Source organism: Corynebacterium parakroppenstedtii (genome assembly GCF_019754935.1).
In the GTDB taxonomy this organism is placed as follows: Bacteria; Actinomycetota; Actinomycetes; order Mycobacteriales; family Mycobacteriaceae; genus Corynebacterium; species Corynebacterium parakroppenstedtii.
This window is the reverse complement of the sequence record NZ_JAGSOA010000001.1, coordinates 523,190-547,513: the sequence shown is the minus strand read 5'-3', so window position 1 is coordinate 547,513 and position 24,324 is coordinate 523,190. Positions and strand designations below refer to the sequence as shown.

17 protein-coding genes and 1 tRNA gene are annotated in these 24,324 nt (G+C 56.1%); 11 read left to right on the top strand and 7 right to left on the bottom strand.

The features are described 5' to 3' along the window. Positions 1–3: 3 nt before the first annotated feature. The 3 genes from KCQ76_RS02295 (at position 4) to KCQ76_RS02285 (ending at position 4,997) form a co-directional block, all read left to right on the top strand. Complete coding sequence (locus KCQ76_RS02295) at positions 4–1,251, top strand: metallophosphoesterase family protein (RefSeq protein WP_046202543.1); 1,248 nt, start codon at positions 4–6, stop codon at positions 1,249–1,251. Then, entirely contained in the window at positions 1,251–3,977 is a 2,727-nt protein-coding gene (locus tag KCQ76_RS02290) for an AAA family ATPase (RefSeq protein ID WP_221914779.1), read from the top strand. The genes KCQ76_RS02295 and KCQ76_RS02290 overlap by 1 nt, the downstream gene beginning before the upstream one ends. A gap of 252 nt (positions 3,978–4,229) precedes the next feature. Next, entirely contained in the window at positions 4,230–4,997 is a 768-nt protein-coding gene (locus tag KCQ76_RS02285; protein WP_041629424.1) for an HAD-IIA family hydrolase, read from the top strand. A gap of 7 nt (positions 4,998–5,004) precedes the next feature. Here the strand turns inward: KCQ76_RS02285 and KCQ76_RS02280 are convergent, their stop codons facing one another. Continuing rightward, the gene (locus KCQ76_RS02280) at positions 5,005–5,781 is read right to left on the bottom strand and encodes an NAD-dependent deacylase (protein WP_046202748.1); all 777 of its coding nucleotides are present in this window, start codon (positions 5,779–5,781) and stop codon (positions 5,005–5,007) included. Between the two features lie 173 nt (positions 5,782–5,954). After that, a complete protein-coding gene (locus KCQ76_RS02275; protein WP_046202541.1) occupies positions 5,955–6,158 on the bottom strand; it encodes a DUF2188 domain-containing protein in 204 nt (67 codons plus the stop codon). Between the two features lie 464 nt (positions 6,159–6,622). Between KCQ76_RS02275 and KCQ76_RS02270 the strand changes: the two genes are divergently transcribed. The 3 genes from KCQ76_RS02270 (at position 6,623) to KCQ76_RS02260 (ending at position 10,378) form a co-directional block, all read left to right on the top strand. Further along, positions 6,623–8,422, top strand: a complete 1,800-nt coding sequence (locus KCQ76_RS02270; protein WP_082089779.1) for a cytochrome b/b6 domain-containing protein — start codon at positions 6,623–6,625, stop codon at positions 8,420–8,422. Positions 8,423–8,733: 311 nt separating this feature from the next. Beyond that, complete coding sequence (locus tag KCQ76_RS02265) at positions 8,734–10,041, top strand: anaerobic C4-dicarboxylate transporter (protein ID WP_046202540.1); 1,308 nt, start codon at positions 8,734–8,736, stop codon at positions 10,039–10,041. A gap of 136 nt (positions 10,042–10,177) precedes the next feature. Continuing rightward, positions 10,178–10,378 (top strand): hypothetical protein, encoded by a 201-nt coding sequence (locus tag KCQ76_RS02260; RefSeq protein ID WP_060941859.1) that lies wholly within the window; start codon positions 10,178–10,180, stop codon positions 10,376–10,378. Between the two features lie 59 nt (positions 10,379–10,437). On the opposite strand, the gene KCQ76_RS02255 is transcribed toward KCQ76_RS02260, so the two are convergent. The 4 genes from KCQ76_RS02255 to KCQ76_RS02240 all read right to left on the bottom strand — a co-directional run bounded on the left by KCQ76_RS02255 (position 10,438) and on the right by KCQ76_RS02240 (position 13,784). After that, positions 10,438–10,510, bottom strand: a tRNA-Arg gene (locus KCQ76_RS02255). 153 nt (positions 10,511–10,663) lie between these two features. Then, a complete protein-coding gene (locus KCQ76_RS02250; RefSeq protein ID WP_046202539.1) occupies positions 10,664–11,311 on the bottom strand; it encodes a LutC/YkgG family protein in 648 nt (215 codons plus the stop codon). A gap of 2 nt (positions 11,312–11,313) precedes the next feature. Next, complete coding sequence (locus KCQ76_RS02245; RefSeq protein WP_221914778.1) at positions 11,314–13,002, bottom strand: LutB/LldF family L-lactate oxidation iron-sulfur protein; 1,689 nt, start codon at positions 13,000–13,002, stop codon at positions 11,314–11,316. Continuing rightward, positions 12,999–13,784, bottom strand: a complete 786-nt coding sequence (locus tag KCQ76_RS02240) for a (Fe-S)-binding protein (RefSeq protein ID WP_046202537.1) — start codon at positions 13,782–13,784, stop codon at positions 12,999–13,001. Before KCQ76_RS02240 ends, KCQ76_RS02245 begins: the two co-directional genes overlap by 4 nt. Before the next feature lie 362 nt (positions 13,785–14,146). Here KCQ76_RS02240 and argS point away from each other — a divergent pair, with 362 nt between their 5' ends. From argS to thrB, 4 genes are all read left to right on the top strand, one after another. Beyond that, positions 14,147–15,811, top strand: a complete 1,665-nt coding sequence (argS, locus tag KCQ76_RS02235) for an arginine--tRNA ligase (RefSeq protein WP_046205127.1) — start codon at positions 14,147–14,149, stop codon at positions 15,809–15,811. A gap of 116 nt (positions 15,812–15,927) precedes the next feature. After that, positions 15,928–17,265: a diaminopimelate decarboxylase gene (lysA, locus tag KCQ76_RS02230; protein ID WP_046202745.1), complete on the top strand. Its 1,338-nt coding sequence runs from the start codon at positions 15,928–15,930 to the stop codon at positions 17,263–17,265. 223 nt (positions 17,266–17,488) lie between these two features. Continuing rightward, positions 17,489–18,823 carry a homoserine dehydrogenase gene (locus tag KCQ76_RS02225; protein WP_046202536.1) on the top strand — a complete coding sequence of 445 codons (1,335 nt, stop codon included), beginning with the start codon at positions 17,489–17,491 and terminating at the stop codon, positions 18,821–18,823. Next, positions 18,824–19,756, top strand: coding sequence for a homoserine kinase (thrB, locus tag KCQ76_RS02220; protein ID WP_046202535.1), 933 nt, complete (start codon positions 18,824–18,826; stop codon positions 19,754–19,756). A gap of 28 nt (positions 19,757–19,784) precedes the next feature. Here thrB and KCQ76_RS02215 read toward each other — a convergent pair whose 3' ends face one another. Continuing rightward, positions 19,785–21,569 (bottom strand): long-chain fatty-acid--CoA ligase, encoded by a 1,785-nt coding sequence (locus KCQ76_RS02215; protein WP_046202534.1) that lies wholly within the window; start codon positions 21,567–21,569, stop codon positions 19,785–19,787. 586 nt (positions 21,570–22,155) lie between these two features. Here KCQ76_RS02215 and rho point away from each other — a divergent pair. Further along, positions 22,156–24,189 carry a transcription termination factor Rho gene (gene rho, locus KCQ76_RS02210; RefSeq protein ID WP_046202533.1) on the top strand — a complete coding sequence of 678 codons (2,034 nt, stop codon included), beginning with the start codon at positions 22,156–22,158 and terminating at the stop codon, positions 24,187–24,189. The last annotated feature ends 135 nt before the right edge of the window (positions 24,190–24,324 follow it).

The following is a 24,324-nucleotide window of genomic DNA, read 5'->3' as shown; positions in this document are numbered from 1 at the left end:
ATTATGGCTCCCTCACACTCTCACCCCGAGAAAGTAACACGCACGATTAATCACGGGCATTCCTCAGCACGTGGCCATGCCCGCATTCTCCACACCTCAGACTGGCAACTAGGAATGGAACGGTGGTTCCTGAAAACAGACAAAAACACGAATAACGACGACGGTGGCCTTGATTCCCAAGCGCTCTACGCACAAGCTCGTTTCACGGTCATTAAACGGATGGCAGATATAGCTCATGACCGGCAGTGTGATGCCGTCGTGGTCGCCGGCGACGTCTTTGACTCGCCGCAGGTAGGGGAGCGGATACAGAGCCGCTTCATTGAGGCGATTGAACGCTTCACGCCGATCCCCATCGTGTTCTTACCTGGTAACCATGACCCCTACCAGATCGGGAGCGTGTGGAACTCGCCATTTGCTACCCGCATACAAGAGGCGGGTGGAATCATTATTTCCGACAATTCCATCCACCACCTTGGCGGTATTGAAGTTGTAGGAGCGCCGCTGACCAGCAATAAACCAACTGAAGATACGGTCTCGGCTGCCTTACGCAACCTTGAACCGTCTTCCGGGGTCCGGGTCCTGGTAGGACATGGTCAGCCCCGACGGGATTGGTATGAGTCTACGGCTCACGCAGATCACGCGGTCGACCTGGACAACGTTGATCAAGCATTAAGTACTCACCAGGTCGACTACATCGCCATGGGAGACACCCACTCCGTAGAAGAACTCGATGACCTTGGAGGTATGTGGTTCTCGGGATCCCCTGAGCCAACTGATCTGGACGATCGTGAACGAGACTCCGGATACTGCTTAGTTGTTGATATTGATGTCGCCGATGGAACAACGACGTTGACCGTCGATCCTGTCCATGTGGCCGAGTGGTCCTTCCATTCCGATGTGCGCGAAGTGAACACTGACGCGGATATAGAACAATGGTTTTCTGATCTCAATAACATGCGTGACGCCTCAACGACCGTCGTAAGGAGCACGCTCTCCGGAAGGATCAGCCTTGAACAAGATAGCCGGATAGAGGAGTACAAACAACGCTTAGCTTCTAAGTTCGCGGCTTTTTACGACCACGAAGGTAAAACCAAACTCAGCATTGTGCCGGACTCCCTCGATGCGGATGCCTTTAATTTACACGGGTATTTTCGGAAAGTTCTCGACGATCTTGATCCTGAAGACGATACCGATAGGGAAGCGCTAAGAATTCTTTACCAACTTAATCAGAAGTATCAGGAAAGCGAGTAATGGTCATACAAATCCACAAAATTGATATTAGTAACTTCCGTACTATCGACCACGTTACCTTAGAATTCCCGGACACTGGTGTAACAGTGATCTCTGGGCCGAATGAGGTGGGGAAATCTAGTGTTGTTAAAGCACTAACGATGTGGAAGTCTGCCTCGTACTCAAGCTCAAAAGCGGAAGTTAAAGCTGCTAAACCGGTGGACAAGGATGTTGCCCCCCAAGTTACCGTGGAGATGACCGTCGACGGACAGCACTTCTCGATGTACAAGAGATGGCTGAAAAACTCTCAAGCAGAACTTACGATTCTTAGTCCGCAGCGAACAACCAAAACCGGAAAAGACGCAGAGAAATGGGTTGAGGAGGTGTTTTCCTCAAGTGACCAATCATTGCCTTTTGACGCCTTGACGGTCAGTCAGGTTAGTGGGACATGGGATTTCCTCGACGTCGGAAACTATGCTGCACTCGAAAACAGTCTCTCAGAATCTGATAGTAATGACGATAGCGACGCGGTTGGTTTGCGAGGAGACATTAAGAGTGAGTTTGACAAATACTTCACAGCAGTGGGCAAACCGCGAGCAGGCATGCATAAAGACGCTATCAGTGGGTATGAAGAGGCAAAGGGAGATGAAGAAGATGCCGAAAAGGCTGCAGAAAAATTAGCGAATTTGCGAGCAGAGCTGGAGAGAATAACCCACAAACTCGACGACAATAAAAAAACACTTATTGACGTGGGTGCGTTACTGCACAGTGCGCAAAACGAAAAAAAGAAAATCGATGAGGCTCAAGCGAAACTGAAGCAGGCGGAACAAGATCGGAAAGACGCTGAATCTGCGCTTCAACATCAGCAAGAGTTAAAACAAAGTCGGACGCAGCTTCGCGACGACTATGCTGAACGCCAACAGCAGGCGGCGAAGGTAGAAGAAAGATATAACCAGGTAGCAAAACAAGCTGAATCCTATGAGGGGCGGCTCAAAGCTGCTCAAGATACGTATGACGATGCGCAGCGGGTTAAAACGTGTGCGGATTTAGAGTTGGACAAGCTCAAAATTCACAGAGATTGGGCCGCGTCCACGAAGGAGGCCGAACAGGTTCGGACCAAGCTACTGTCAGGAGATGCTGCTAACAAGCGTCGGCAGGAAGCTGAGAGCAAACTCAATAACGGCTCATCCATTATCGACGATGACGCGTTTGATGATTTGAAAAAGAGTCAAGAGGCATGGCGTAACCAAGAAGAGGCTCTAGGTCTTGCGGTAGGAACTATCCATGTCGAGGGGCCCGACGGGGACGACGCTGTAGGGGAATATCCCATGGATAGGCCCCAGCGCATTGAACTAGGGGAATACACACTAGAAATCTGTCCCTCTGCTGAAATGAGTGATCGAAGGAAAGATGTCGATTCCGCACACGAGGCCTTCAAAGGCTTGTTAAAAAAGCATGGGTTGGAATCCTTTGATGACGCCGAACAACGTCATCATGCCTATACCCAGGCTCGCAATGAACGTGATGTCGCACAGCGTGATCAAGAAATAGCCTGGGGAAACCAACCACGTGAAGCCATCGAGGCGAAGCTACACGAGCTGAGTCGTTCTGCCGACGACTGTGAAGATCAGTATCAAGAACTCCTCGATCGGGAGGAACAGAGTGCTCCTGACCATGATTCAGGTACTGACCTTACGTCCACGGGACGAGCTCATGAGGTTTTAAAAGTTGACAGTGCGCCGTCGAGTGAGGACATTCATTTAGCTAGGGCGGAAAGGGACCGTGCTGAGCACGCTTGTGATGTGGCACGCGTCGACCTGGAGAAACTTCGTCAAGAAGATGTGTCAGCCCAGCTATCGCGTGAAAAAGCCAATCGCGATTCGGCGAACAAGGAACGCGACAGAGCTTTAGAAAAGTTAACCGAAGCGCAGGAGGCTCTGTCCGACGAGGCTCTGGCGAATAACTTCCATGAAGCGGAAGAACAGTGGGCCTACCGACGCGGTGCATACGACAAAGCCGTCCACGATCTCAAAGCACTCGACCCTGAGCAGAACACTAAGAAACTCGAGGACGCCAAACGCCGAGAAAGAGATCTTCTGCACGTAATCGAAAACTCGAAGGCACAGCAGAATCATCTTCGAGGACAGATTGAAGGATCTGGGTCGCCTGATGCAGATCTTCAGGAGAAAAGGACGATCCTCAAGCAAAAAGAAAACACTCTCAAGGCTGTCACGATGCGAGCCAACGCTATTCGCCGCTTGCACGAGCTGGTGGAAAAGCACTATGAGGATGCGAAGAAAGAGTACCTCGAGCCATATATCAACCTTCTTACTGAGAAGGCTGGCCACGTTTTCGGCCCGGACGTGTCATTTACGTCAGAGGACGATGCCGCTCACGGCGGATCAACAGGCAGGAAACACAGGGGCAAACAAGCCACTAGCGCGTCGACAATCTCGAAGCGTGTCCTCAATGGTCGAGTAGTTAATCTCGCCGAGCTCTCCGGTGGTGCAGCCGAGCAACTCCAGATTATCCAGCGCCTAGCAGTCGCGGAGCTTGTGGGGGACCAGAGTGTGCCTGTCTTCCTCGACGATGCCCTCGGCTATGCGGATACCGAGCGGGCCACGAAAATGAATGAACTCCTGACGGAATCAGGAAAGAAACACCAGATCATCGTCATGACATGTGTTCCTGAAAGGTATAAATCTGTCGAAGCAGCGAAAAGGATCGAAATGACCAGAACGAAGTAATCATCGGAACCGATTGATTTCTGGAACTGAGCGCTGTTGGCGCTATCCCACCGCGTTCTACATTGTGGATCAATAGCTGAAAGGACGAGAATAGACAACATGTCAGACGACAAGAAAAATGCGGAAAATGCGCGAGAAGCAGAAAGCGTGACCTCCAGTAGCGTCGATCAAGGCGAAAAGCCACGCGTGCCTGTCACCGATGTTCTCAATACTCCGCCTCAGCGCGATGACCCCATCTCTTTCCTCACAGATATGGATGGCGTTTTGGTCAAAGAAGGCGAGATCATTCCCGGTGCGGATGAGTTCCTTAACGAGCTCCGCGAAAATGACGTCGAATATATGGTGCTCACCAACAATTCGATCTATACCCCGCGCGATCTCTCGGCTCGTTTAGAGCGAACGGGGATCGATATTCCCGCCGAGCGTATCTGGACATCGGCCAAAGCCACGGCAGCTTTTCTCGCTAGCCAGAAAGAAGTCTCGACGGCATACGTCGTCGGTGAATCCGGATTAACCACTGCGCTTCACGAAATAGGGTGGATTCTGACTGACTCGGATCCCGAATACGTTGTGCTTGGGGAAACCCGCACGTATTCCTTTGAGGCCATTACGACAGCGATTCGGCTCATCCGCCGAGGTGCAAAGTTTATTTGTACTAACCCTGATATCACGGGGCCATCGCCGGAAGGGGTGCTGCCCGCTACCGGTGCTGTCGCGTCTCTGATTCAGACGGCATCGTTGAAGGAACCCTATTACGTCGGTAAGCCGAATCCGATGATGATGAGGTCGGCCCTTCGCCGTATCGGTGTCCACTCCGAGAACACCATCATGGTGGGCGATCGCATGGATACCGACATCAAGGCCGGGATGGAAGCCGGTATGAAAACAATCCTCGTCCGGTCCGGTATTACCGACGACGACATGATTGAGGACTTCCCCTACCGGCCTAGCCGTGTCATTGACTCAGTCAAAGATCTTGTGGGGAATGTCCACGATCCCTGCGGTGAATTCGAGGAGTAGAAGAAGGCTATTGGTCGACGAGCCAGGGCAAACCTTCGGCGGCGTTCGCCCGGATCGACCACGTAGCTAACTGGGTAAGGTCAGTCTCGGCCGGGCTGACCTCCACGATGGGGGTGCCACGGCGCGCGGCAAGCGTCGGCAATGATGCTGCCGGATAAACGACGCCAGACGTTCCGACGATGACCACCAGGTCGGCGTCGTTCATGGCTGCTTCTGCCTCTGACCAATCTTTGGATGGCAGGGCCTCGCCAAACCACACGACGCTAGGGCGGACTGTTCCCCCGCACTCGACGCAGCGAGGGGGAGCGAGCCGCTCAACGGGGTGGGCTGGGGGTTCTTCACCGGGCGCGGGCTTTCCACACACGCTGCATCGATATTCGTTCAGGCGGCCGTGGAGGTGCGCCACATTTGTTGCTCCCGCGCGTTCGTGCAGGTCATCGATATTTTGGGTGGTGGTGTGCATCGTCACCCCATCGCGCGCACCCCACCGAGCCAACGCTTTGTGCCCGGCATGCGGCTGCGCTTCACGCGCACATTGTTCCCGCCACTGATACCAGGCCCACATGGGATCGGGATCCTCCCGCCACGAATCAATACTGGCCATCGCTTGGGGATCCACGTGACTCCATAAACCAGTCTCTGCATCGCGGAAAGTATCTAAACCGCTATCAGCGCTCATCCCCGCTCCCGTGAATATTTCAACGCTGCGCGCTCGGTCTCGGGCGGTACGGAGACTAGATGGAAGTGGGTCAGTAGTAGAGATAACAGTTGTATTGGGAAACATCAGATTCACTCGATGCTCGCGCAGTGGGAGAGCGGTGGTGCTGGAAATTGTTGCGTGATCAACTGAGCCCGTGAGAAGAGCACCGGCTAACACGCTTCGCCACTCGCTCATAGTAAGCCACGCGGCCTTCTAAACCGTGTGCTCTTCGTGGGCTCGTTCTTTATTGCTTCGAACTATTCCGAGTAAGAGTGACGCTCAGAAATAGTGCCGTCCAGATTCTTGATGATGTGGTCGCCCTTGCGTTCTTTGGCGAGTTTACGGCCGTATTCGACAGCTTCCTCTTTGGTCTCGTGGGTGCTGGTTGCACGTTCATTACCCTGAGGACGGTTCTTCCATTCACCATCTTCGTTGTAGGTCTCGATAACGGTATCTGCCATTGCTGTGTCCTTTCATCTCAATCAATTGACGACGCTTTTCCGGTAGGCGACCGAATGAATTCGGTCGTATCCGAACACCAAGTAGTGCTACGTATCAAGTATAGAGACAGGTCATTTGATGTGCTGTGCGTTCATCGAGTTTATGGCCACACTACAAGTGGGTCTTTTGGGCGAAACCGCTTTCTTGGGTGGGCGGGGGGAGCTGTGATTTTCAGATCTGTGGCTTTTCACCCTTTAGTGACACTGTTCACAGTAAGCTGTTGATATTCTTTCATCGCGACGATCAGTCGTGACGGTTCTGTGAGTCCGCTCGCTTGGGCTATCTACGAAAGATGCTGACCGTATATCGGTGGTTATCTCAGCGTGGACAACCCGGCGGTGGGGTACAACCGTCGCACTCGGACACCGGGACCAGGATTGCCGCGACTTAATGACGAGCTTGAATTGATGAGGAGAGATCTACGATGTCGCCAGTTCCTCCACCCCCACCGGGGAGCCCATCCCCATCGGAGGCCTCGAAAAAACGTGCTCCAGCCGCGTCTGACAGCGATGACACGACGACGGAGGCGGTGGAGCCGCGCGAGGTCGATAGCGCCACTACTCAGGGTGACGACGCCGGGTCGGGCGACAAACCGAAGCTCAGCGCTAAGTCGCAAGCCCCTGGCGCTCCGGCAGCACCAGGCGCGCCAAAAGCTCCCGGCGCAGGACCAGCTAGTAGGGCACCGGAGGATTCTGGCGACACCAAGTCCGATGGTGATCCACAAGCCCCTAGTGCTCCTAAGACAGCGAAGGCTCCGTCTGCTGCTAAGGCAGGCGGTGCCCCGAAGGCCCCCGGTGCGCCAAAAGCGTCATCTGCATCAGGCGCGCCAAAAGCGCCGACGTCCGCTAAAGCGGGTGGAGCGCCTAAAGCTCCGGGCGCACCGAAAGCCCCGTCTGCACCATCTGCACCGGGTGCTCCTGGGGCTCCGAAGGCTCCGGCATCCGCCAAAGCAGGGGGAGCTCCCAAGGCCCCGGGCGCACCGAAAGCCCCCTCGGCACCGTCCGCTCCAGGGGCACCTAAAGCACCGTCCGCTCCAGGCGCTCCGAAGGCACCCTCGGCGGCTGGAGCAGCCGCTCCCGGTGCCCCCAGTAAACCTGGAGCTAAGAAACCTGGTGCGCCAGGGAAGCCAGGGAAACCCAGCAAACCGGGCGCAGGCGCACCAGGCAAGCCGGGCGCAAAAGCTCCAGCTGCGAATAAACCCGGTGGGCCGAAAGCGCCGGGCAATAAGAAATCAGGCACTGGCAAGGCCGGAAAAGGCAAGACCGGCAAAGACGCTGCCAAAAAGTCCGGGAAGAAGGACTCGAAGAAGCAGCGTGAACCGATCATGATCGGTGAAAAGAGTCTGATGCAGTGGGGCAAGATCGCAGGCCTCGTTGCCGCTGGACTCATTGTCCTCGGCGTCATCGTGGTTGTTGGCGCCCGATGGCTGATGAGCCTGGATGCCGTCTCTCGATGGGTGGACAAGTATCCCGGCGAATACGATCCTTCGCCCGAGCCGGATCCTGGTTTCCCACTGTGGGCTCGATGGCAGCATTACCTCAACTTCTTCTTCATGCTGCTGATTATCCGGACTGGTTTGCAAGTGCGTCATCAGCAAAAGCCTCCCGCCGTGTGGCAATCGAAACGTGGCGGTAAGAAAATCAGCATTTTCTTGTGGCTGCACACTTCACTTGATGTGTTGTGGCTGGTCAACGGTGTGGTTTTCGTCGTGCTCTTGTTCTCCACTGGTCACTGGACGCGCCTCGTGCCGACCAGTTGGAAAGTCTTCCCGAACGCCCTATCCGCAGCATTGCAGTATGCGTCGTTCGAGTGGCCGGCGGAACACGGTTGGGAGAACTTCAACAGTTTGCAGCAGATCATGTACTTCCTGGTGATCTTCGTCGCAGCCCCGCTCGCTGCGATCTCGGGCGTGCGCATGAGTGAATGGTGGCCGAAGAAGGCAAAAAACCTGAACAAGCTGTACCCGGCCCCGGTCGCCCGTCACATTCACTACCCGACGATGATCTTCTTCGTTTTCTTCGTTTTCGTTCACGTCTTCCTTGTCTTCACGACGGGCTTCCGCGAAAACCTGAATCACATGTTCGCTGGTAATGACTCTGCGAACTGGGGTGGCTTCCTCTGGTTCGTCGGTGGCCTAGCTGTTGCAGTTGCAGCTGTGATGGCGGCACGACCGCTCGTTTTGGCTCCGATCGCAAGTCGGTTCGGGCAGGTGAGCGCGCGCTAGAACTGACACGTAGCCGCAAGATTGAGCGCTTATTCGTCGTTGATAAGTAGATTATCGACGGCGAATTTCGCGTTTCTGGCATGTGTTGGTACGTCCTAAGCCGCGCCGGCACGCGCCTGAGCCTCTGCCGAGAGTGAATGTCAGTGTAATTGTGCCTTCTTCCTGGGGTGTTGGGGATGTGAATCCGGGGGTACTAGTGTGTGGACGGATCACAAGCGTTCCGGGCTACGGCCCGTTGTAAACGTTGGCGATGATGACGCGGTCGCGCCCGTTGATTCACCTGTTTACGCGTGAGTAGAAAGCCTCGATTTTTGTTTGCACTGCAGATATTGATCGTCTTGGCGGCTATTGTCCTGGGGGCCCGGTTAGGTTCAATAGCAATCGGCTTCGCCGGCGGCCTGGGGGTACTTGTCCTCGGACTGACCGGAGTCCCGGTGTCCCATGAACAGATCCCGTTCGACGTCATCAGCATTATTATGTCTGTCATTTCGGCGATTGCCGCGATGCAATTGGCCGGGGGAATGGACTACCTGGTTCACGTTGCTGAACGTTTCTTGCGGAAGAATCCCAAGCGAGTCACATTCCTTGCCCCGATTGTCACGTATTTCATGACGTTATTGGCCGGTACAGGGCATACCGCTTTTTCGACGCTTCCGGTCATTGCCGAAGTAGCGAAAGAGGGTGGTGTCCGCCCGTCCAGGCCGTTATCCATTTCCGTTGTCGCATCTCAGATTGCGATTACCGCGTCGCCGATTTCGGCCGCGGTCGTCCTGATGGCCTCGCTAATGGAGCCGCATGGGGTGAGCTATCTGACGCTCCTTGCTGTGGTTATTCCGTCCACTTTCTTGGCTATTTTTCCTGCAGCGTTCATTACCAATCACCTGGGTAAAGAGTTAAGCGATGACCCGATTTATCAAGATCGGCTAGCTAAAGGTCTAGTGAAGCGGACGCAAGGTCAGAAGGCGTATGTCCCCACAAAGAATTCCAAACTTTCGGTGTGGATTTTCCTTATCGCAATTGTTGCGGTAATGGTCTACGCGACCCTCATTTCCGACCAAGTGGGCTTAATTTCACATCCGACTTTGCCCAGAAATGAAGCCATCATTTCGTTGATGCTGGCCACCGCCACGATCATTACGCTCGTGTGCAGACTACCGGCTGCTGAAATTTTGACGACTCAGGTGTTTAAGTCGGGCATGTCCGCGTGTATATGCGTCATGGGTGTTGCATGGCTGGGAACAACCATTATCGACGCGCACCTGGACCAGATTAAAGATCTAGCCGGGAACGTGTTGAAGGACTACCCGTGGATGCTTGCTGTGGTGTTGTTCCTTGCTGCGGCCTTGTTGTACTCCCAGGCGGCTACAACGAAGGCTCTCATGCCCGCAGCATTGGCGGTGGGGGTAAGCCCTGTCATAGCTGTGGCATCGTTTGCAGCAGTAAGTTCCTTGTTTATTTTGCCGACATATCCGACGCTTCTCGCGGCCGTGGAAATGGACGATACGGGAACCACGCGGATCGGAAAATACGTGTTTAACCACCCGTTCCTTATTCCTGGCACGGTGGCTATTGCAACGGCGGTTGCTTCAGGTTTTGTTTTGGGGGAACTCCTGATTTAGCTGATTCACACCCCGCCACACGCTGTCCTCCGTGGCATGTAACCCGAATAACTTTCATTCTTATCGGATTCAAAGCAATACAATAGAAAGCGGTATACCGGCTTTGACCGAGGAAAAGAAAGACGGTGGGTTAATAATGTCTACTTTTACTGTCACAGCTGAACCAGGAACGAGTAGTGATGTCTGGGTCCTCGTGTGCCCAGAAGTGGGTGCCGTTTCCCAGGTGGAAAACCTCGATGATGCCGCGGATGAAATGCGGGAAGCGATCGCTTATCTTGCAGGAATAAAAGAAGATGACGTGGATATTGAGGTAGAGACGATCAAGCAAGCTAGTTAGATAAAGACTAAACCCCGCTTTGGCCAAGTATCTGTACTGGTCAAAGCGGGGTTTTACTGTGCCCCCGACAGGATTCGAACCTGCGACCTTTGGTACCGGAAACCAACGCTCTATCCCCTGAGCTACGGAGGCATCACTGGCAAAACACCACGATCCTTTGACACTGATTCAACGGATAACGGGGTGTTCACCGCACGACGAAACTACCTTAGCACTCCGCCGTGAAAGTACGAACACGTGGGGTAACTCGCGTCGGCAATCACGCGAGAATGCCCCATCTACCAGTCACTTCCGAACAATCAACACGATCAGAGTTCGTGGTCCGTGAACCCCTTCAACACGACTCAACTCGATATCAGAGGTCGCCGACGGTCCAGAGACAAGAGTAATCGGCATCTCCGGGTTGAGGCGATCAATTGCCTCAGGAACACCGTAGACAATCGACTCCTCACGCACGATGCATAAGTGGCAGTCGGGGACCAGCGTCAGGGCACGTCGCCCATTCGTCGCTGACCCATCCAGGTAGATCGTGCCCGTCTGTGCGGAACTGACGTGAGATTCCGTGATAATCGCATCAAAGCGCCCCAACTTATGTGGATCCGTGGAGCGATCATCCTTCTCAACATCCGCCGAGACTGAGGAATAAATCGATTCGTCGATGCCCTCAGCTACTCCGAGTTTGGAGAAGCCATGTTCGCGGCACAGGTCAGCCACCGTGGACGGCAGGTCAGCCTCTTTCAGGATGTGAACGTCGGCCTTATAATCCACCAATCGATCTTCGAGAAGATCAACTAGTTCGTCGGTGGACCGGGTCCGGTTGGTCCTGTAGTCCCGTGGAATGGGGTAGGGGTCCGATGGCACACCAGCCAGTTTGTTTGCGTTGCGGATTCGTCCGAGGATTTCTTCTTTAGCGGACGTAGACCGGAATCCCATGACTACTTCCCCTCCTTCGACGAATTCTTAGCGCTGCTGTCGTCGTGTGCTTGTGACTTAGAAGTAGCGTCGTCCAGCACATGCTCGAGAGGCTTCGATGACGTCTTCCGCTCGCCAGGTTCACTGACCTTTACTTCGGCGGCGTTGCCAGTGTTGTGATCGGCATGGCGGAAACTGTTATCCGGAATGCCTTCCTTCCGGGCAGCGGCCAGAGTCCTCTTGCCTTCCTCGGAAGCAAACCACGCACGGAACGATTTCTTCGGCGGAATTGCCGTATCCCGCACATTCGACCAGCCAGCGAGGAAGCCCGGCAGGCTCGTGATCTTCCCCTTCGGCCATCCGAGAGCGCGTCCCAACACAGCGGCTCGGGCGGAGAAGTTCCAAATCTGTTTGTTCCCGAAGACCAGCCCCATGCTGCTCATGATCATGCCCTCGAACTTCGGCCGGTGGTGCTCAATCTTCTGGTGGCGAAGCTCCAGCAACGCGGACGGGATGTCGATCTCGACGGGGCAGACCTCGAAGCAGGCACCGCACAATGAGGAGGCATAGGGGAGTGAGGCATTGGGATCCTCAGCGGATTCCATGCCGGCCAGCTGTGGGGTCAAAATGGCGCCGATTGGGCCTGGGTAGGTTGACCCGTAGGCGTGGCCACCAGCCCGCTCGTAGACCGGGCACACGTTCAAGCACGCGGAGCAGCGGATGCACTTCAGCGCTTCACGGCCGATGGCATTCGCCAGCGCATGTGTGCGTCCATTGTCAATGAGCACAATGTGGAAGTTCTTCGGCCCGTCGCCTTCAGTCGTTCCTGACCACAGGCTGGTGTAGGGGTTCATGCGCTCGCCAGTGGAGGACCGGGGAAGCAGCTGTAAGAACACCTCGAGGTCCTTGAACGTCGGCAAGAGCTTTTCAATCCCCATCACGGAAATCAAGGTCTCAGGCAAAGTCAGGCACATGCGGCCATTACCCTCAGACTCGACGATGGACAGGGTGCCCGTCTCTGCGATACCGAAGTTAGCGCCAGAAATGGCGACCTTCGCATCCATAAACTGCTTGCGCAGGAAGAGTCGCGATGCCTCGGCCAAGTCTGCAGGGTTATCCGTCAAACTCTCATCTGTGTTGGGCATCTCCTTGATGAAGATGTCCCGGATTTCAGCGCGGTTGCGGTGAATCGCAGGAACCACGATGTGCGACGGACGGTCATGACCAAGCTGAACAATCAGCTCCGCCAGGTCCGTTTCACGCGCCTCAATTCCAGCTTCCTTGAGAGCATCGTTGAGGCCGATCTCCATCGTCGCCATCGACTTAATCTTGACGACTTTCTTCTCACCCGTCTCCTTCACAAGACCGGTGATGATCTCATTGGCCTCTTTCGCGTCGCGGGCCCAGTGCACATGACCACCACGGGCGGTGACGGCTTCCTCAAACTGCTCCAGAAGCTCAGGCATCCGAGCCATCACATCACGTTTAATGGCCGACCCGGCGTCGCGAAGCTGCTGCCAATCGTCGATTTCACCGACGACACGGGCGCGCTTATCTCGAATCGTGTGCGTCGCCATCCGCAAGTTGTGGCGCTGGACCGAATTCTTTAGATCATGGCGGGCAGCTTGCTGGAATCTCTCCGTACCGCGAAGATTGCCGACGCCGTCAGGGGCGGTGGGTGGCATCGTCGGCATACCAAGACTGATGGTCACAGCATTGCCTCCTTGGAATAGAACGCGCCTTCCGGCGTCCAGGGGTGTTCTTCAGTCGATGCGAGGATTTCCGCAATGTGCAGGGCGCGGACCCCAGAGCGCTGGCGGGACAAGCTACCGCCGATATTCATCAGGCAGCTCGGGTCGCCGGCGGTGACGAATTCCGCACCGGTCGAGACAACATTGCGAGCTTTGTCGCCCACCATGGCGGCCGACGTATCCGCGTTCTTGACTGAGAACGTTCCGCCGAAACCGCAGCATTCCTCCGCGCCGGGCAGGCGGACAAGATCCAGGCTCTTGACCTGTTTGAGTAGCTGATAGGGGCGGTCGCCCACCTTCACCATGCGCAGCGAGTGGCAGGTTGAGTGGTACGTCACGCGGTGGGGGAAATAAGCACCAATATTTGTTTTCCCCTCGATATCAACGAGGAACTCCGAGAGATCCAAGGTCTTCGGTGCCGTCTTCTTCACACCGTCGACGAGTGCTTTATCGCCATAGCGTTCCGCAACCATGTGGTGCTGGTGGCGGACCGCGCCCGTGCATGAGCCCGATGGTGCGATGACGTAGTCAATGGAAGGATCCGAGAATGCGTCAACATAGTCGCGGATCTGGGGGATGATTTCTCTTTGATAGCCAGTGTTGACGTGCATCTGTCCGCAGCACGTCTGGCCTTCGGGGAATACTACTTCGTGGCCAAGCCGGGACAAGATCACTGCCGTCGCCTTGGAAGCGTCAGGAAATAGGGCATCCCCGATACACGTGGAAAATAGTGCGATACGCACAAGCCCTCCTCAGGGTTAAAGTCGTCATCATCAGTTTAGGACTAAAACTGCATTCCTCAGAGGTGATCAGCGTGTATTGGCGCAGGTAAATGAGTTGAAAATGAAATGGAAATGATTGTCGGGAAACTTTATTAAGCATTCGCGCAGTGCACGGAAATTCCCTAGAAACGTATGTGTATTAACGCAATACCAACGTTTCGGAAATAAAATCTCCGATTTACCCTCTTTCGGGGTGAATAGCGAAGAGCTGGCAGCGACACTCCGTCGTGACAAACGGTTCAACCAACCGAAACTGACAGCGAGCTGGAGCAGCGCTTGGCGGTGATAGGGAACCCTGGTGTGGTGCCGTACACTGTGGGCCTATGACTCCCGAAGAATTGTCGACTCTCATTGCCACGCGTGCTGAATCCGTATTGTCACACCACGGGAAAGATGCCTCGGTTTTACCGCCGACGGTGACAGTAGAACGACCCCGCAACCCGGAACATGGCGACTACGCAACCAACTTGGCCTTGCAGATTGCTAAGAAAGTGGGGACATCACCCCGAGAGCTAGCCGGTTGGTTAGCAGAAGATTTAGCCACTAATTCCGCCATCGGCACTGTCGACGTCGCCGGCCCCGGGTTCCTCAATATTCGTTTGGCCGCCGCTGCTCAGGGAGAAATCGTGGGTCGCATCCTCGCCGAGGGGGAACGGTTTGGAAGCAGCTCAGAACTCAGCGACGAGGTCATCAACCTCGAATTCGTATCAGCGAACCCCACCGGGCCCATCCACTTGGGTGGTACACGCTGGGCCGCAGTCGGCGATGCTCTCGGCCGTATTTTTGCATTCCGCGGTGCGTCGATTACCAGGGAGTATTACTTCAACGACCACGGGCGGCAGATCGATCGCTTCGCACGATCGCTCGTCGCGGCCGCACTCGGCCAGCCCACCCCAGAGGATGGCTACGGAGGCGAATACATTCAGGACATCGCGTCCTCCGTCGTCGAAAAGCACCCGGAAGCAACGCAGCTGCCCCCTGAGGAGCGTCAGGAAATCTTCCGTAAGGAAGGCGTGGACCTCATGTTTGCGCACATTAAGCGCACCCTCCACGAATTCGGCACCGACTTCGATGTGTTCTTCCATGAGAACTCGCTCTTCGAATCCGGCGCGGTGGATCAGGCGATACAAAAACTGAAGGACAATGGCAACCTCTACGAGGCCGATGGGGCTTGGTGGCTGCGCAGCACCTCATTTGGTGACGACAAAGACCGCGTCGTGATCAAGTCCGACGGCGACGCAGCATATATCGCGGGAGATATTGCCTACATCAGGGACAAAATCGAACGGGGGCATAACTTATGCATTTATATGTTGGGGGCCGACCACCACGGTTATATCGCCCGCCTCAAGGCAGCAGCGCAGGCACTGGGCTATGACCCCACCCAAGTCGAGGTTCTCATCGGCCAGATGGTGAACTTGGTGCGCGAAGGCAAAGCTGTCAAAATGTCCAAACGCGCCGGAACGGTCATCACGCTCGATGACCTTGTCGAACTTATTGGTGTCGACGCTGCCCGCTATGCGCTTATCCGCAGCTCAGTGGATCAAACACTGGATATTGATATGGATCTGTGGGCCCGCCAAACTAACGACAATCCCGTGTTTTATGTGCAGTACGCGCACGCGCGGCTGTGCTCATTGGGAAGAAAAGCGCAGGCGGCGGATATCGCGGTCAAAGACCCCGATTACTCTCTTCTGACCAATGACTATGAGGGTGCGCTTATCCGCACTCTGGGCGAGTTTCCCTCTGTGGTGGGAACCGCAGCGGAGCTCCGTGAACCGCACCGCATTGCGCGCTATACGGAGGAGCTCGCGGGGACATTCCACCGGTTCTATGACTCCTGCCAAATCCTCCCTAAGAAATCAGAACCGGCGGGCGATGATGCAGCCCCGATTGTCTACGCACGGCTGGCATTAGCTCAAGCAACCCGCCAAACAATCGCTAACGCATTGAACCTTCTCGGTGTCAGCGCACCCGAACGTATGTAGGAGCCCCCGTGGATCTACTGGGTAAAGGACCAGGCTTCGCGCATCTGTACGCCGATGCAAGCCTGCCCGAGTTTTCAACCGAGCAATTCAATGCTCTGCCACCTCATGTGTGGCCTATGAACGCGCACCGCGACGACGATGGTCAGGTGTCGATTGCCGGTGTCCGCCTGGCCGACTTGGCAAATAAATATGGAACCCCCCTCATGGTCGTGGATGAGGACGATTTCCGTGCCCGGTGCCGGGCCATGGCCGATGCGTTCGACGGCCCCGGCCATGTCCACTACGCATCCAAAGCATTCCTCACTGTCGGCATTGCCCGATGGGTAGCGAGCGAGGGATTATGCCTCGACGTCGCCTCCGATGGTGAGCTGGATGTGGCATTACGTGCAGATTTTCCCCCCGAGCGCATCACCGTGCATGGCAATAATAAGTTGGACAGCACGTTGACCAAGGCCGTTCAGGCGGGTGTGGGCCACATCGTGATCGACTCTCGTCAGGAAGTGGATCGGTTAGGGAAGATTGCGCGGGATGCTGGCGTCCGCCAAGAAGTGTTGATTCGTGTGACACCAGGTGTTCACGCGGACACTCACGAATTTATTGCGACGTCACACGAGGACCAGAAATTCGGCCTGTCGTTGGCTTCCGGTGCAGCTAAGGATGCTGTCCTTGCGGCGATGGAATATGAGTCTTTGGCGGTCTCGGGGCTGCATTGTCACGTCGGGTCGCAGGTTTTCGACGCCGACGGATTCTCGCTTGCGGCCGAACGTTTACTTGGCTTGATGGCTGATCTGCACCACCAACTCGGGCGGTACGGCAGCGATGGTGGCGTCGAGAAAAAAGATGTCAAGGATTCCTTGGACATCCTGGATCTGGGTGGCGGTTACGGTATTGCCTACAGTGCGTCGGATTCGCCCCTGGATGTACGGTCGGTGGCTGACGATCTCAAAGCTCGCGTCCACAAAGCGGCCCATGACCTGCACTTTGACCCCCCGACATTGATGGTTGAGCCTGGCCGCGCCATTGCCGGCCCGTCGACCGTGACCGTGTACACGGTGGGGACGATTAAAGATGTGCCCACGGATGAGCGATCCACGCGGCGTTATCTCGCCGTCGATGGCGGGATGTCCGATAACATCCGCCCCGCGCTGTACAACGCCCATTACGACGGACGGGTGATTAATCGCCTGATGCACGGAAACCCGATTCCCACTCGGCTTGTGGGATCGCACTGTGAATCCGGAGATATCCTCGTTGAAGACGGGATTTATCCCGACGACATCGAGGTTGGGGACCGTATCGCCCTCGCAGGCACTGGTGCGTACTGCTTCTCTATGTCGTCGCGGTACAACATGTTCTGTCGGCCGGCTGTTGTCGCGGTGCGCGACGGGCACGAACGCGTGATGGTTCGTCGGGAAACTATTGATGACCTTCTTGCGCTCGACGAAGATTGCTGACGGATGCTGAAGATTGCTGACCACTGCTGACGATAGGTCGAATCCGTCGATCTGATCTGTCGGTTACCTAAAACCTGAGTAGAACAGCATAAATACTAGATATAGTATCCTTCATACAGCTTTGTCTGCCGACGCATATAGGACAACGACGTTGAGCCAACAACGTTGTAAACCGAACACCACATAAAGGAACCAACATAAGGGAAGCACAAGGGATAGGAATATGACCCAGCAAACTAGCTACAACACCGGAAAAGGGGCCGGGGAAACCGTCGGAGTTGCCCTCCTCGGTTTTGGCACTGTCGGGCAGGCTGCCTATCGGCTCATGAACGAGTATGCCGACGAATTTACCGAGCGAGCTGGTGGACCAATCGAAATCCGCGGTGTGGCGGTTTCCGATCTATCCCGCCCGCGCGAAGGCGTTGATCCCGATCTCCTCACCGACGACGCCATGAGCTTGGTGCTTCGCGACGACGTCGACCTCGTCGTGGAAGTCATCGGTGGCATTGACCTGCCACGAAAACTCGTGTTGGCGGCGTTGCGTGCGGGTAAATCAGTAGTCACCGCGAACAAAGCCCTGGTCGCGGCTCATGCGGACGAGTTAGCAGAAGCAGCCGACGCATCGGGCGCAGATTTGTTCTTCGAAGCAGCAGTGGCAGCAGCGATCCCCGTGGTGGGGCCTCTGCGCCGCTCCCTTGCTGGCGACCGTGTGAACAGGGTCATGGGCATAGTTAATGGGACGACGAACTTCATCCTGGACGCCATGGATGAGTCGGGTGCGTCCTATGACGAGATGCTGGCCGAAGCCACCCGCTTAGGATATGCCGAGGCAGATCCCACCGCCGATGTCGATGGATATGACGCAGCATCCAAGGCGGCCATCCTCGCATCCATTGCTTTCCACACTCGCGTATCTGCCGACGACGTCTACCGCGAGGGTATTCGTGAAATCACCGCAGCGGATATCGCGTCGGCACAAGCGGTTGGATGCACTATTAAATTGCTTGCCCTCTGTGAGCGACTTGTTGATAGCGATGGCAAAGAATCAGTCTCTGCCAGGGTGTATCCGGCATTGGTGTCGCGTAACCACCCGTTAGCGAGCGTGTCGCAGTCGTTCAATGCGGTGTTCGTTGAGGCGGAAGCCGCGGGGCGTCTGATGTTTTACGGAAATGGCGCCGGGGGAAATCCGACCGCGTCAGCTGTCTTAGGTGACGTGATTGGGGCGTCGCGAAATATCCTCTTGGGTGGTCGCGCCCCGGGAGAATCTGTCTACGCGTCGCTGCCAATCGCTTCATTTGGCTCTATTGACACCCGGTACCACGTTGTGATGCACGTGAAGGACCAGGTTGGTGTTCTTGCCGACGTCGCTAAGTGCTTCGCTAACCGTGGCATATCGTTGAAAACTGTCCGCCAGGAGGGCAGTGAAAACGGTGCCCGTCTGGTTGTTGTCACCCACACGGCGCGGGAAGAAGACCTTGAGAAAACCGTGGCTGATGTCGCATCCATTGATACGGTGCTCTCCGTCGAACGCGTGCTGCGTATGGAGGGAGACGACTAAGTGCCACATGACATACCGGTGGGGCGCTCAGTAACGGTACGCGTGCCAGCGTCGTCGGCCAATTTAGGACCTGGATTCGACACCCTTGGCTTGGCTGTGGGGCTGTATGACATCGTGACCGTCGAGGTCACTCCTTCTGGTTTAACCGTTGACGTCCAGGGTGAAGGTGCCGGCGAGGTCCCCCTCGATGGAACTCATTTGGTGGTTCGGGCGATTCGTGAAGGGCTCCGGGCGGCACATGCCGACGTGCCTGGTCTGGCGGTGTCCTGTGAAAATGCGATTCCCCAATCACGTGGTCTTGGCTCGTCAGCGGCGGCTGCAGCTGCTGGGGTATGTGCTGCCAATGCCCTGGCAGATAACGCCCTCGCCACCGATCAGGTTGTCCAAGTAGTTAGTTCTTTTGAGGGACACCCTGACAATGCGGCAGCATCCGTGCTGGGCGGTGCAGTAGTGTCCTGGACAGATACACCAGTCGATGGTGAAACTGCGCCCCAGTACCATGCGATCGGCGTGGATGTTCACCCTGACATTCGCGCGACGGCCTTTATACCCGATTTCACAGCGTCGACGAATGCGGTGCGCCGAGTACTGCCCAGTGACGTGAGCCATATTGACGCACGATTTAACGTATCCCGAACGGCAGTCATGACGGTCGCACTGCGTACCAACCCGGAATTGTTGTGGGAGGGCACGAGGGATCGCCTTCACCAGCCCTATCGTGCAGATGCCTTGCCGGTCTCTGCAGAATGGGTTAACCGCCTGCGTAACCGCGGTTATGCAGCGTATTTATCGGGTGCCGGCCCCACCATCATGGTTTTGTCTACCGAGGATCTGCCCGCTGAAATCGTCGATACGGCATCCTCCGAAGGGCTTCGTGTCCTGACGCTACCCATCGCCGGGCCTATCCAGGTCAATCGCAAAAAACTGGGATGAGTATGTGGCGGGACCGCCCACCCAGACGCTAGCCCTGCGATGGTGAGCTAGAGGAACTCGGATCCCCATAGCTATCGCCACTGCGACGGGGGCCTTGTAACGAAATGACATCTAGCTTCCCGTCGGCAAGGTGCTGCCGCAGGTCCTTCTTGTCATATTTATCGACACTCGTCTTATCGATAGTGTCAACGAACGCCCAGTACTCGGGGATCATCCACCCAGGAATGACCCCACGCAATCGTGTGCGAAGGCGCTCCGCTGTCGCCGCCGACCGCTCAACCCCGTCGGCAAGAACAGTCACCGCCAACGGGCGCTCACCCCAGGTCTCATCGGGATACCCAATAACAGCACACTCAAGAACCGGGGGAGCGTCGACAACATAGTTTTCTAATTCGGCTGAGTAAATCCATTCCCCACCTGAGCGGATGACATCGCGAATGCGATCATTGACCGTTAAGAACCCATCACGGTTAATAGAGCCGACGTCTCCTGTACGGAACCATCCGTCGTCGGTAAAACGATCATCGGCATAATCGATGGCTTCGCCGCGGAAACGGGAAGCAGGCCCATCGCCTTCGCCCGTCGGTGAATGGAAGTAGGACCCGGTCACCCAGTTGCCGCGCACTTGGATTTCGCCTTGATTGCGATCATGACCTTCCAGAACATGGCCGGCATCGTCGGCAATACGAAAATTCATAGCGACAGGGAAACGACCCTGGGATTCGCGGTATAGATCCCTTGTCTCCCCGCTTAAGCCTGCTGGTGGGCGCGATACTGTCCCCACAGGTGACGTTTCTGTCATTCCCCAGCAATGAATGACGTCGACACCAAACTTTTCTTCCCACACTTTAATGAGCACCGGAGGAACAGGAGCGCCACCAGCGAAAATCTCCCGAAGACTCATACGCTTCGGTGGGTTGTGGAAATAGTAGGAAAAGAGCGAAACCCATAATGTCGGAACCCCATGTGCCGTACGAGGCATAGAGGTGGCAATCACCTGCGCAAGACGAGGCGCCGAAAGATCCTCGCCGGGGAAGATAAGCGGCGCACCAGCCATCCACGCGGCGAGAGGAACACCCCAGCTCAGGACGTGATAAATGGGAACACAACACAGGAAAGACACGCCATTAGTGATGGCGAAGGAATCCACCCCCAGCAATGACTGCGAGTGCAAGAACATAGAACGGTGGGAATAGGCCACCCCCTTGGGTGCCCCCTCAGTGCCCGTCGAAAAACAGAGGGCAGCAGCGGTGTCTTCGGGAAGATCGGGCCACGGAAACTCCGTGGATTGTCCGTCGATAAAAGCCTCATAATCGGTGACCGAAAAATGGGGCTCAGGGACAGCATCGAACGCAGCGACGCCCTCAGCGCGCTGTGCCGACGACCCGGACGCAACGATGATGTGGTTGACTCCCGGACATTCGGTGATCAGCCGTGCCAAGCGGGGTGCATTGCGGGGCGAAACAACGATGATCTTCTGGTCCGCATAGTTAATGATGTGGACGATCTGATCGTCGGAAAGGTGCGAATTTAGGGGGCTAAAGACGGCTCCCATGCAGGACGAGGCGAAAAACACTTCGAGGTGTTCCGCGCAGTTGTCCATCATGGTTCCGATGCGTTGGTCGGCGTCGATACTGCAGAGTGACCGTAGAGCATGAGCACAGGCGGCAGCTCGGCCGGCGAGTGCGGAAAACGTGATGGTCTCTGGCCCGGATTCGCCCCAACTCGTTACCTCTGTGTCCCCGAAAACTGTGGCACCGTAGGTGAAAATTTGGGTGACAGAAAGAGGCACGTCCATCATCGTCGACTTCATGCCGTTTACTTTAAGTCAGACAGACCGTAAATACAGGTGAAGCCCATCCGCGTGCCATTGCAGCGACTTGTGCTGGAAAGTGGTACGGTTATGGGCGATTCCTTTGGTTGTAGTTTTCGGACTGCTCATCAGGTTGTGTATTCTCCGCTAGGGCATCGAGCCGAACGATGTGTAACATCGGCTTCCGGCCTAGCAAGCGTGGTGGATCCAGGGGATTTCTCATCCACCCTGAATGCAACACCGATGACCGGACACTACAAAGAATCCTTCATTTCGTAATCGCGCGTAGTGTCGCGAATCTGCATCGCCCGCGATGGCTAATGGTAAAAACCGCGATAGCAGTTCGGGCAGGTCACGTGTCTTCCTTTAGGCACATTGGCACAAGCGGACACGAAATGACGCACATTCCGTTGACATGCTGCATCATCGGAGAAACACCATCGTGAGGCCACCGACGGTAGAGCGATGAAGCAGCGTCGCGATAGGACAACACCACAGGGCTAACCCTCCAACGCGTCATGAGACACGTATCCACTGACAAATACTGACAATTGTCCCCGGAGGGGCTGGCAACGAAAGGACATCCGTGACTGATACGGACACGAACAACCTGGCCGCTATGCGCATCCCGGAATTAAAGGCGCTAGCTGCCGAAAAGGGGATTCGAGGACTCTCAGGGCTGCGCAAGGGGGATATTATCGCAGCCATTCAGGCCGCCGACGCTGGTCAGCCGTATTCTCGGCCTCGTCGATCCACACGGAAAGCGGGGGAACCGAAGGCAGAGTCCCACCATTCGGATAACTCTGAATCGCCGAACTCCGATTCATTTAACGCTGGATCGTCGGCAAACAACGACGGACATGGCTCCGGACACGGTTCCGGCTCCGATAACCGGCATAACGGCCACGATGAACGTCGTGGGGACGAGCACTCGGGTGGCTTCGATTCCCACTCGGACTCCGGCTCGGACAATGACAACGGCCGCGACGACGATTCTGACGATTCCCGCCACCACGGCTACAAATCGCGCTCCCAGGCACGTCGCGCGCGTCGTCACCGTGCCCGGCACAACGGTCATTCCAATGACGGGGATGACCGGAACACGTCGTCCCGCGATTCTTCCGACGATTCGGATGACAACAACTCCCGCCGGGATGATGATCGGAATAACAATAATGATCATCGACGGTCCCATGACGACCGTGATGACCGCTATGGCCACAATGACGACAACTCCGGCGACAACAACGACCACAATGGTCGCGGTGGTCGCAATAACCAGGACCACCGGGGTGGCCGCAACAACCGCAATGATCGTGACAACCGGAACGATCGTGGAGGTCGCAATAACCGCAACGACCGTAATAACCGTGGCAATCGGCGCAACCGCCGCAACCGGGATAATCGCGACAACCAGAACCCGAACCAGCTGCGCGAAGGGGAGACATTCCAGCCGATCGCGGGCATCCTCGATGTTGTTGACAACAACACCGCGTTCATTCGCACGTCGGGGTACCAGTCCGGCCCGAATGATGTGTATGTGTCCATGAACATGGTTCGGTCCCAAGGAATGCGTCGTGGCGACGCTGTGACCGGGCAAATCAAGGTCCGTGAGGACGGCTCCAGCCGCCCACAGCATGGTCGCGGCCGCAACCGGCAGAAGTTCGCCCCGTTGGCGCGCGTTGACACAGTCAATGGCATGACGCCGGAGGAGGCCAAGGCCCGCCCCGAGTTCGCCAAGCTCACACCGCTGTACCCGAACCAGCGGCTGCGGTTGGAGACGGACCAGAAGAAGCTCACGACCCGTGTGATTGACCTCATCATGCCGATCGGTAAGGGGCAGCGCGCGCTGATCGTGTCCCCGCCGAAGGCTGGTAAAACGACGATTCTGCAGGACGTCGCTAACGCCATCACGACGAATAACCAAGAGTGCTACCTCATGGTCGTTCTTGTCGACGAGCGCCCTGAAGAAGTCACCGACATGCAGCGCTCGGTCAATGGCGAAGTGATCGCTTCGACGTTTGACCGTCCGCCGAGCGAGCACACCACCGTCGCTGAACTGGCGATTGAGCGGGCTAAGCGCCTTGTTGAGGCTGGTCAGGACGTTGTTGTGTTGTTGGATTCCATTACTCGCCTGGGTCGTGCGTACAACAACTCGTCGCCGGCGTCGGGACGGATCCTCTCCGGTGGTGTGGATTCCAACGCCCTCTACCCGCCGAAACGATTCCTGGGCGCAGCCCGCAACATCGAAAACGGTGGTTCGCTGACCATTATCGCGACGGCGATGGTCGAGACTGGTTCCGCCGGTGACACCGTCATCTTCGAGGAATTCAAGGGCACGGGTAACGCAGAGCTGAAGCTTGACCGGAAGATTTCGGAGCGCCGCGTCTTCCCAGCTGTCGACGTGAATCCGTCGGGTACCCGTAAGGACGAGCTACTCCTGGCTCCCGATGAGGCACGCGTCATGCACAAGCTGCGTCGAATCTTGTCGGCACTGGACCCGCAGCAGGCTATCGACTTGCTTATCAAGCAGCTGCGCAAGACCAAGAACAATGGCGAGTTCCTCATGCAGATTGCATCGTCGGCACCCATGAGTGTTCCCGATGATGATGACGAGTAATTCGTCCCCCTTATGCGCGACGCTAAGCCGTGAAGCCAGGCAATGATGTGAAGTAGTGGCGCCAGGAGGTAAAGCTCTCCTGGTCACGGTGCGGGCGGTGGTTCGGTTGAGCCGCCGCCGTCGCGCTATATTCGT

Bases quoted from the DNA above. Each gene is read 5' to 3' on its own strand.
- KCQ76_RS02295 (WP_046202543.1), top strand. From the start codon at position 4: ATGGCTCCCTCACACTCTCACCCCGAGAAAGTAACACGCACGATTAAT.
- KCQ76_RS02290 (WP_221914779.1), top strand. From the start codon at position 1,251: ATGGTCATACAAATCCACAAAATTGATATTAGTAACTTCCGTACTATC.
- KCQ76_RS02285 (WP_041629424.1), top strand. From the start codon at position 4,230: ATGGATGGCGTTTTGGTCAAAGAAGGCGAGATCATTCCCGGTGCGGAT.
- KCQ76_RS02280 (WP_046202748.1), bottom strand. From the start codon at position 5,781: ATGTTTCCCAATACAACTGTTATCTCTACTACTGACCCACTTCCATCT.
- KCQ76_RS02275 (WP_046202541.1), bottom strand. From the start codon at position 6,158: ATGGCAGATACCGTTATCGAGACCTACAACGAAGATGGTGAATGGAAG.
- KCQ76_RS02270 (WP_082089779.1), top strand. From the start codon at position 6,623: ATGTCGCCAGTTCCTCCACCCCCACCGGGGAGCCCATCCCCATCGGAG.
- KCQ76_RS02260 (WP_060941859.1), top strand. From the start codon at position 10,178: ATGTCTACTTTTACTGTCACAGCTGAACCAGGAACGAGTAGTGATGTC.
- KCQ76_RS02250 (WP_046202539.1), bottom strand. From the start codon at position 11,311: ATGGGATTCCGGTCTACGTCCGCTAAAGAAGAAATCCTCGGACGAATC.
- argS (WP_046205127.1), top strand. From the start codon at position 14,147: ATGACTCCCGAAGAATTGTCGACTCTCATTGCCACGCGTGCTGAATCC.
- lysA (WP_046202745.1), top strand. From the start codon at position 15,928: ATGAACGCGCACCGCGACGACGATGGTCAGGTGTCGATTGCCGGTGTC.
- KCQ76_RS02225 (WP_046202536.1), top strand. From the start codon at position 17,489: ATGACCCAGCAAACTAGCTACAACACCGGAAAAGGGGCCGGGGAAACC.
- KCQ76_RS02215 (WP_046202534.1), bottom strand. From the start codon at position 21,569: ATGAAGTCGACGATGATGGACGTGCCTCTTTCTGTCACCCAAATTTTC.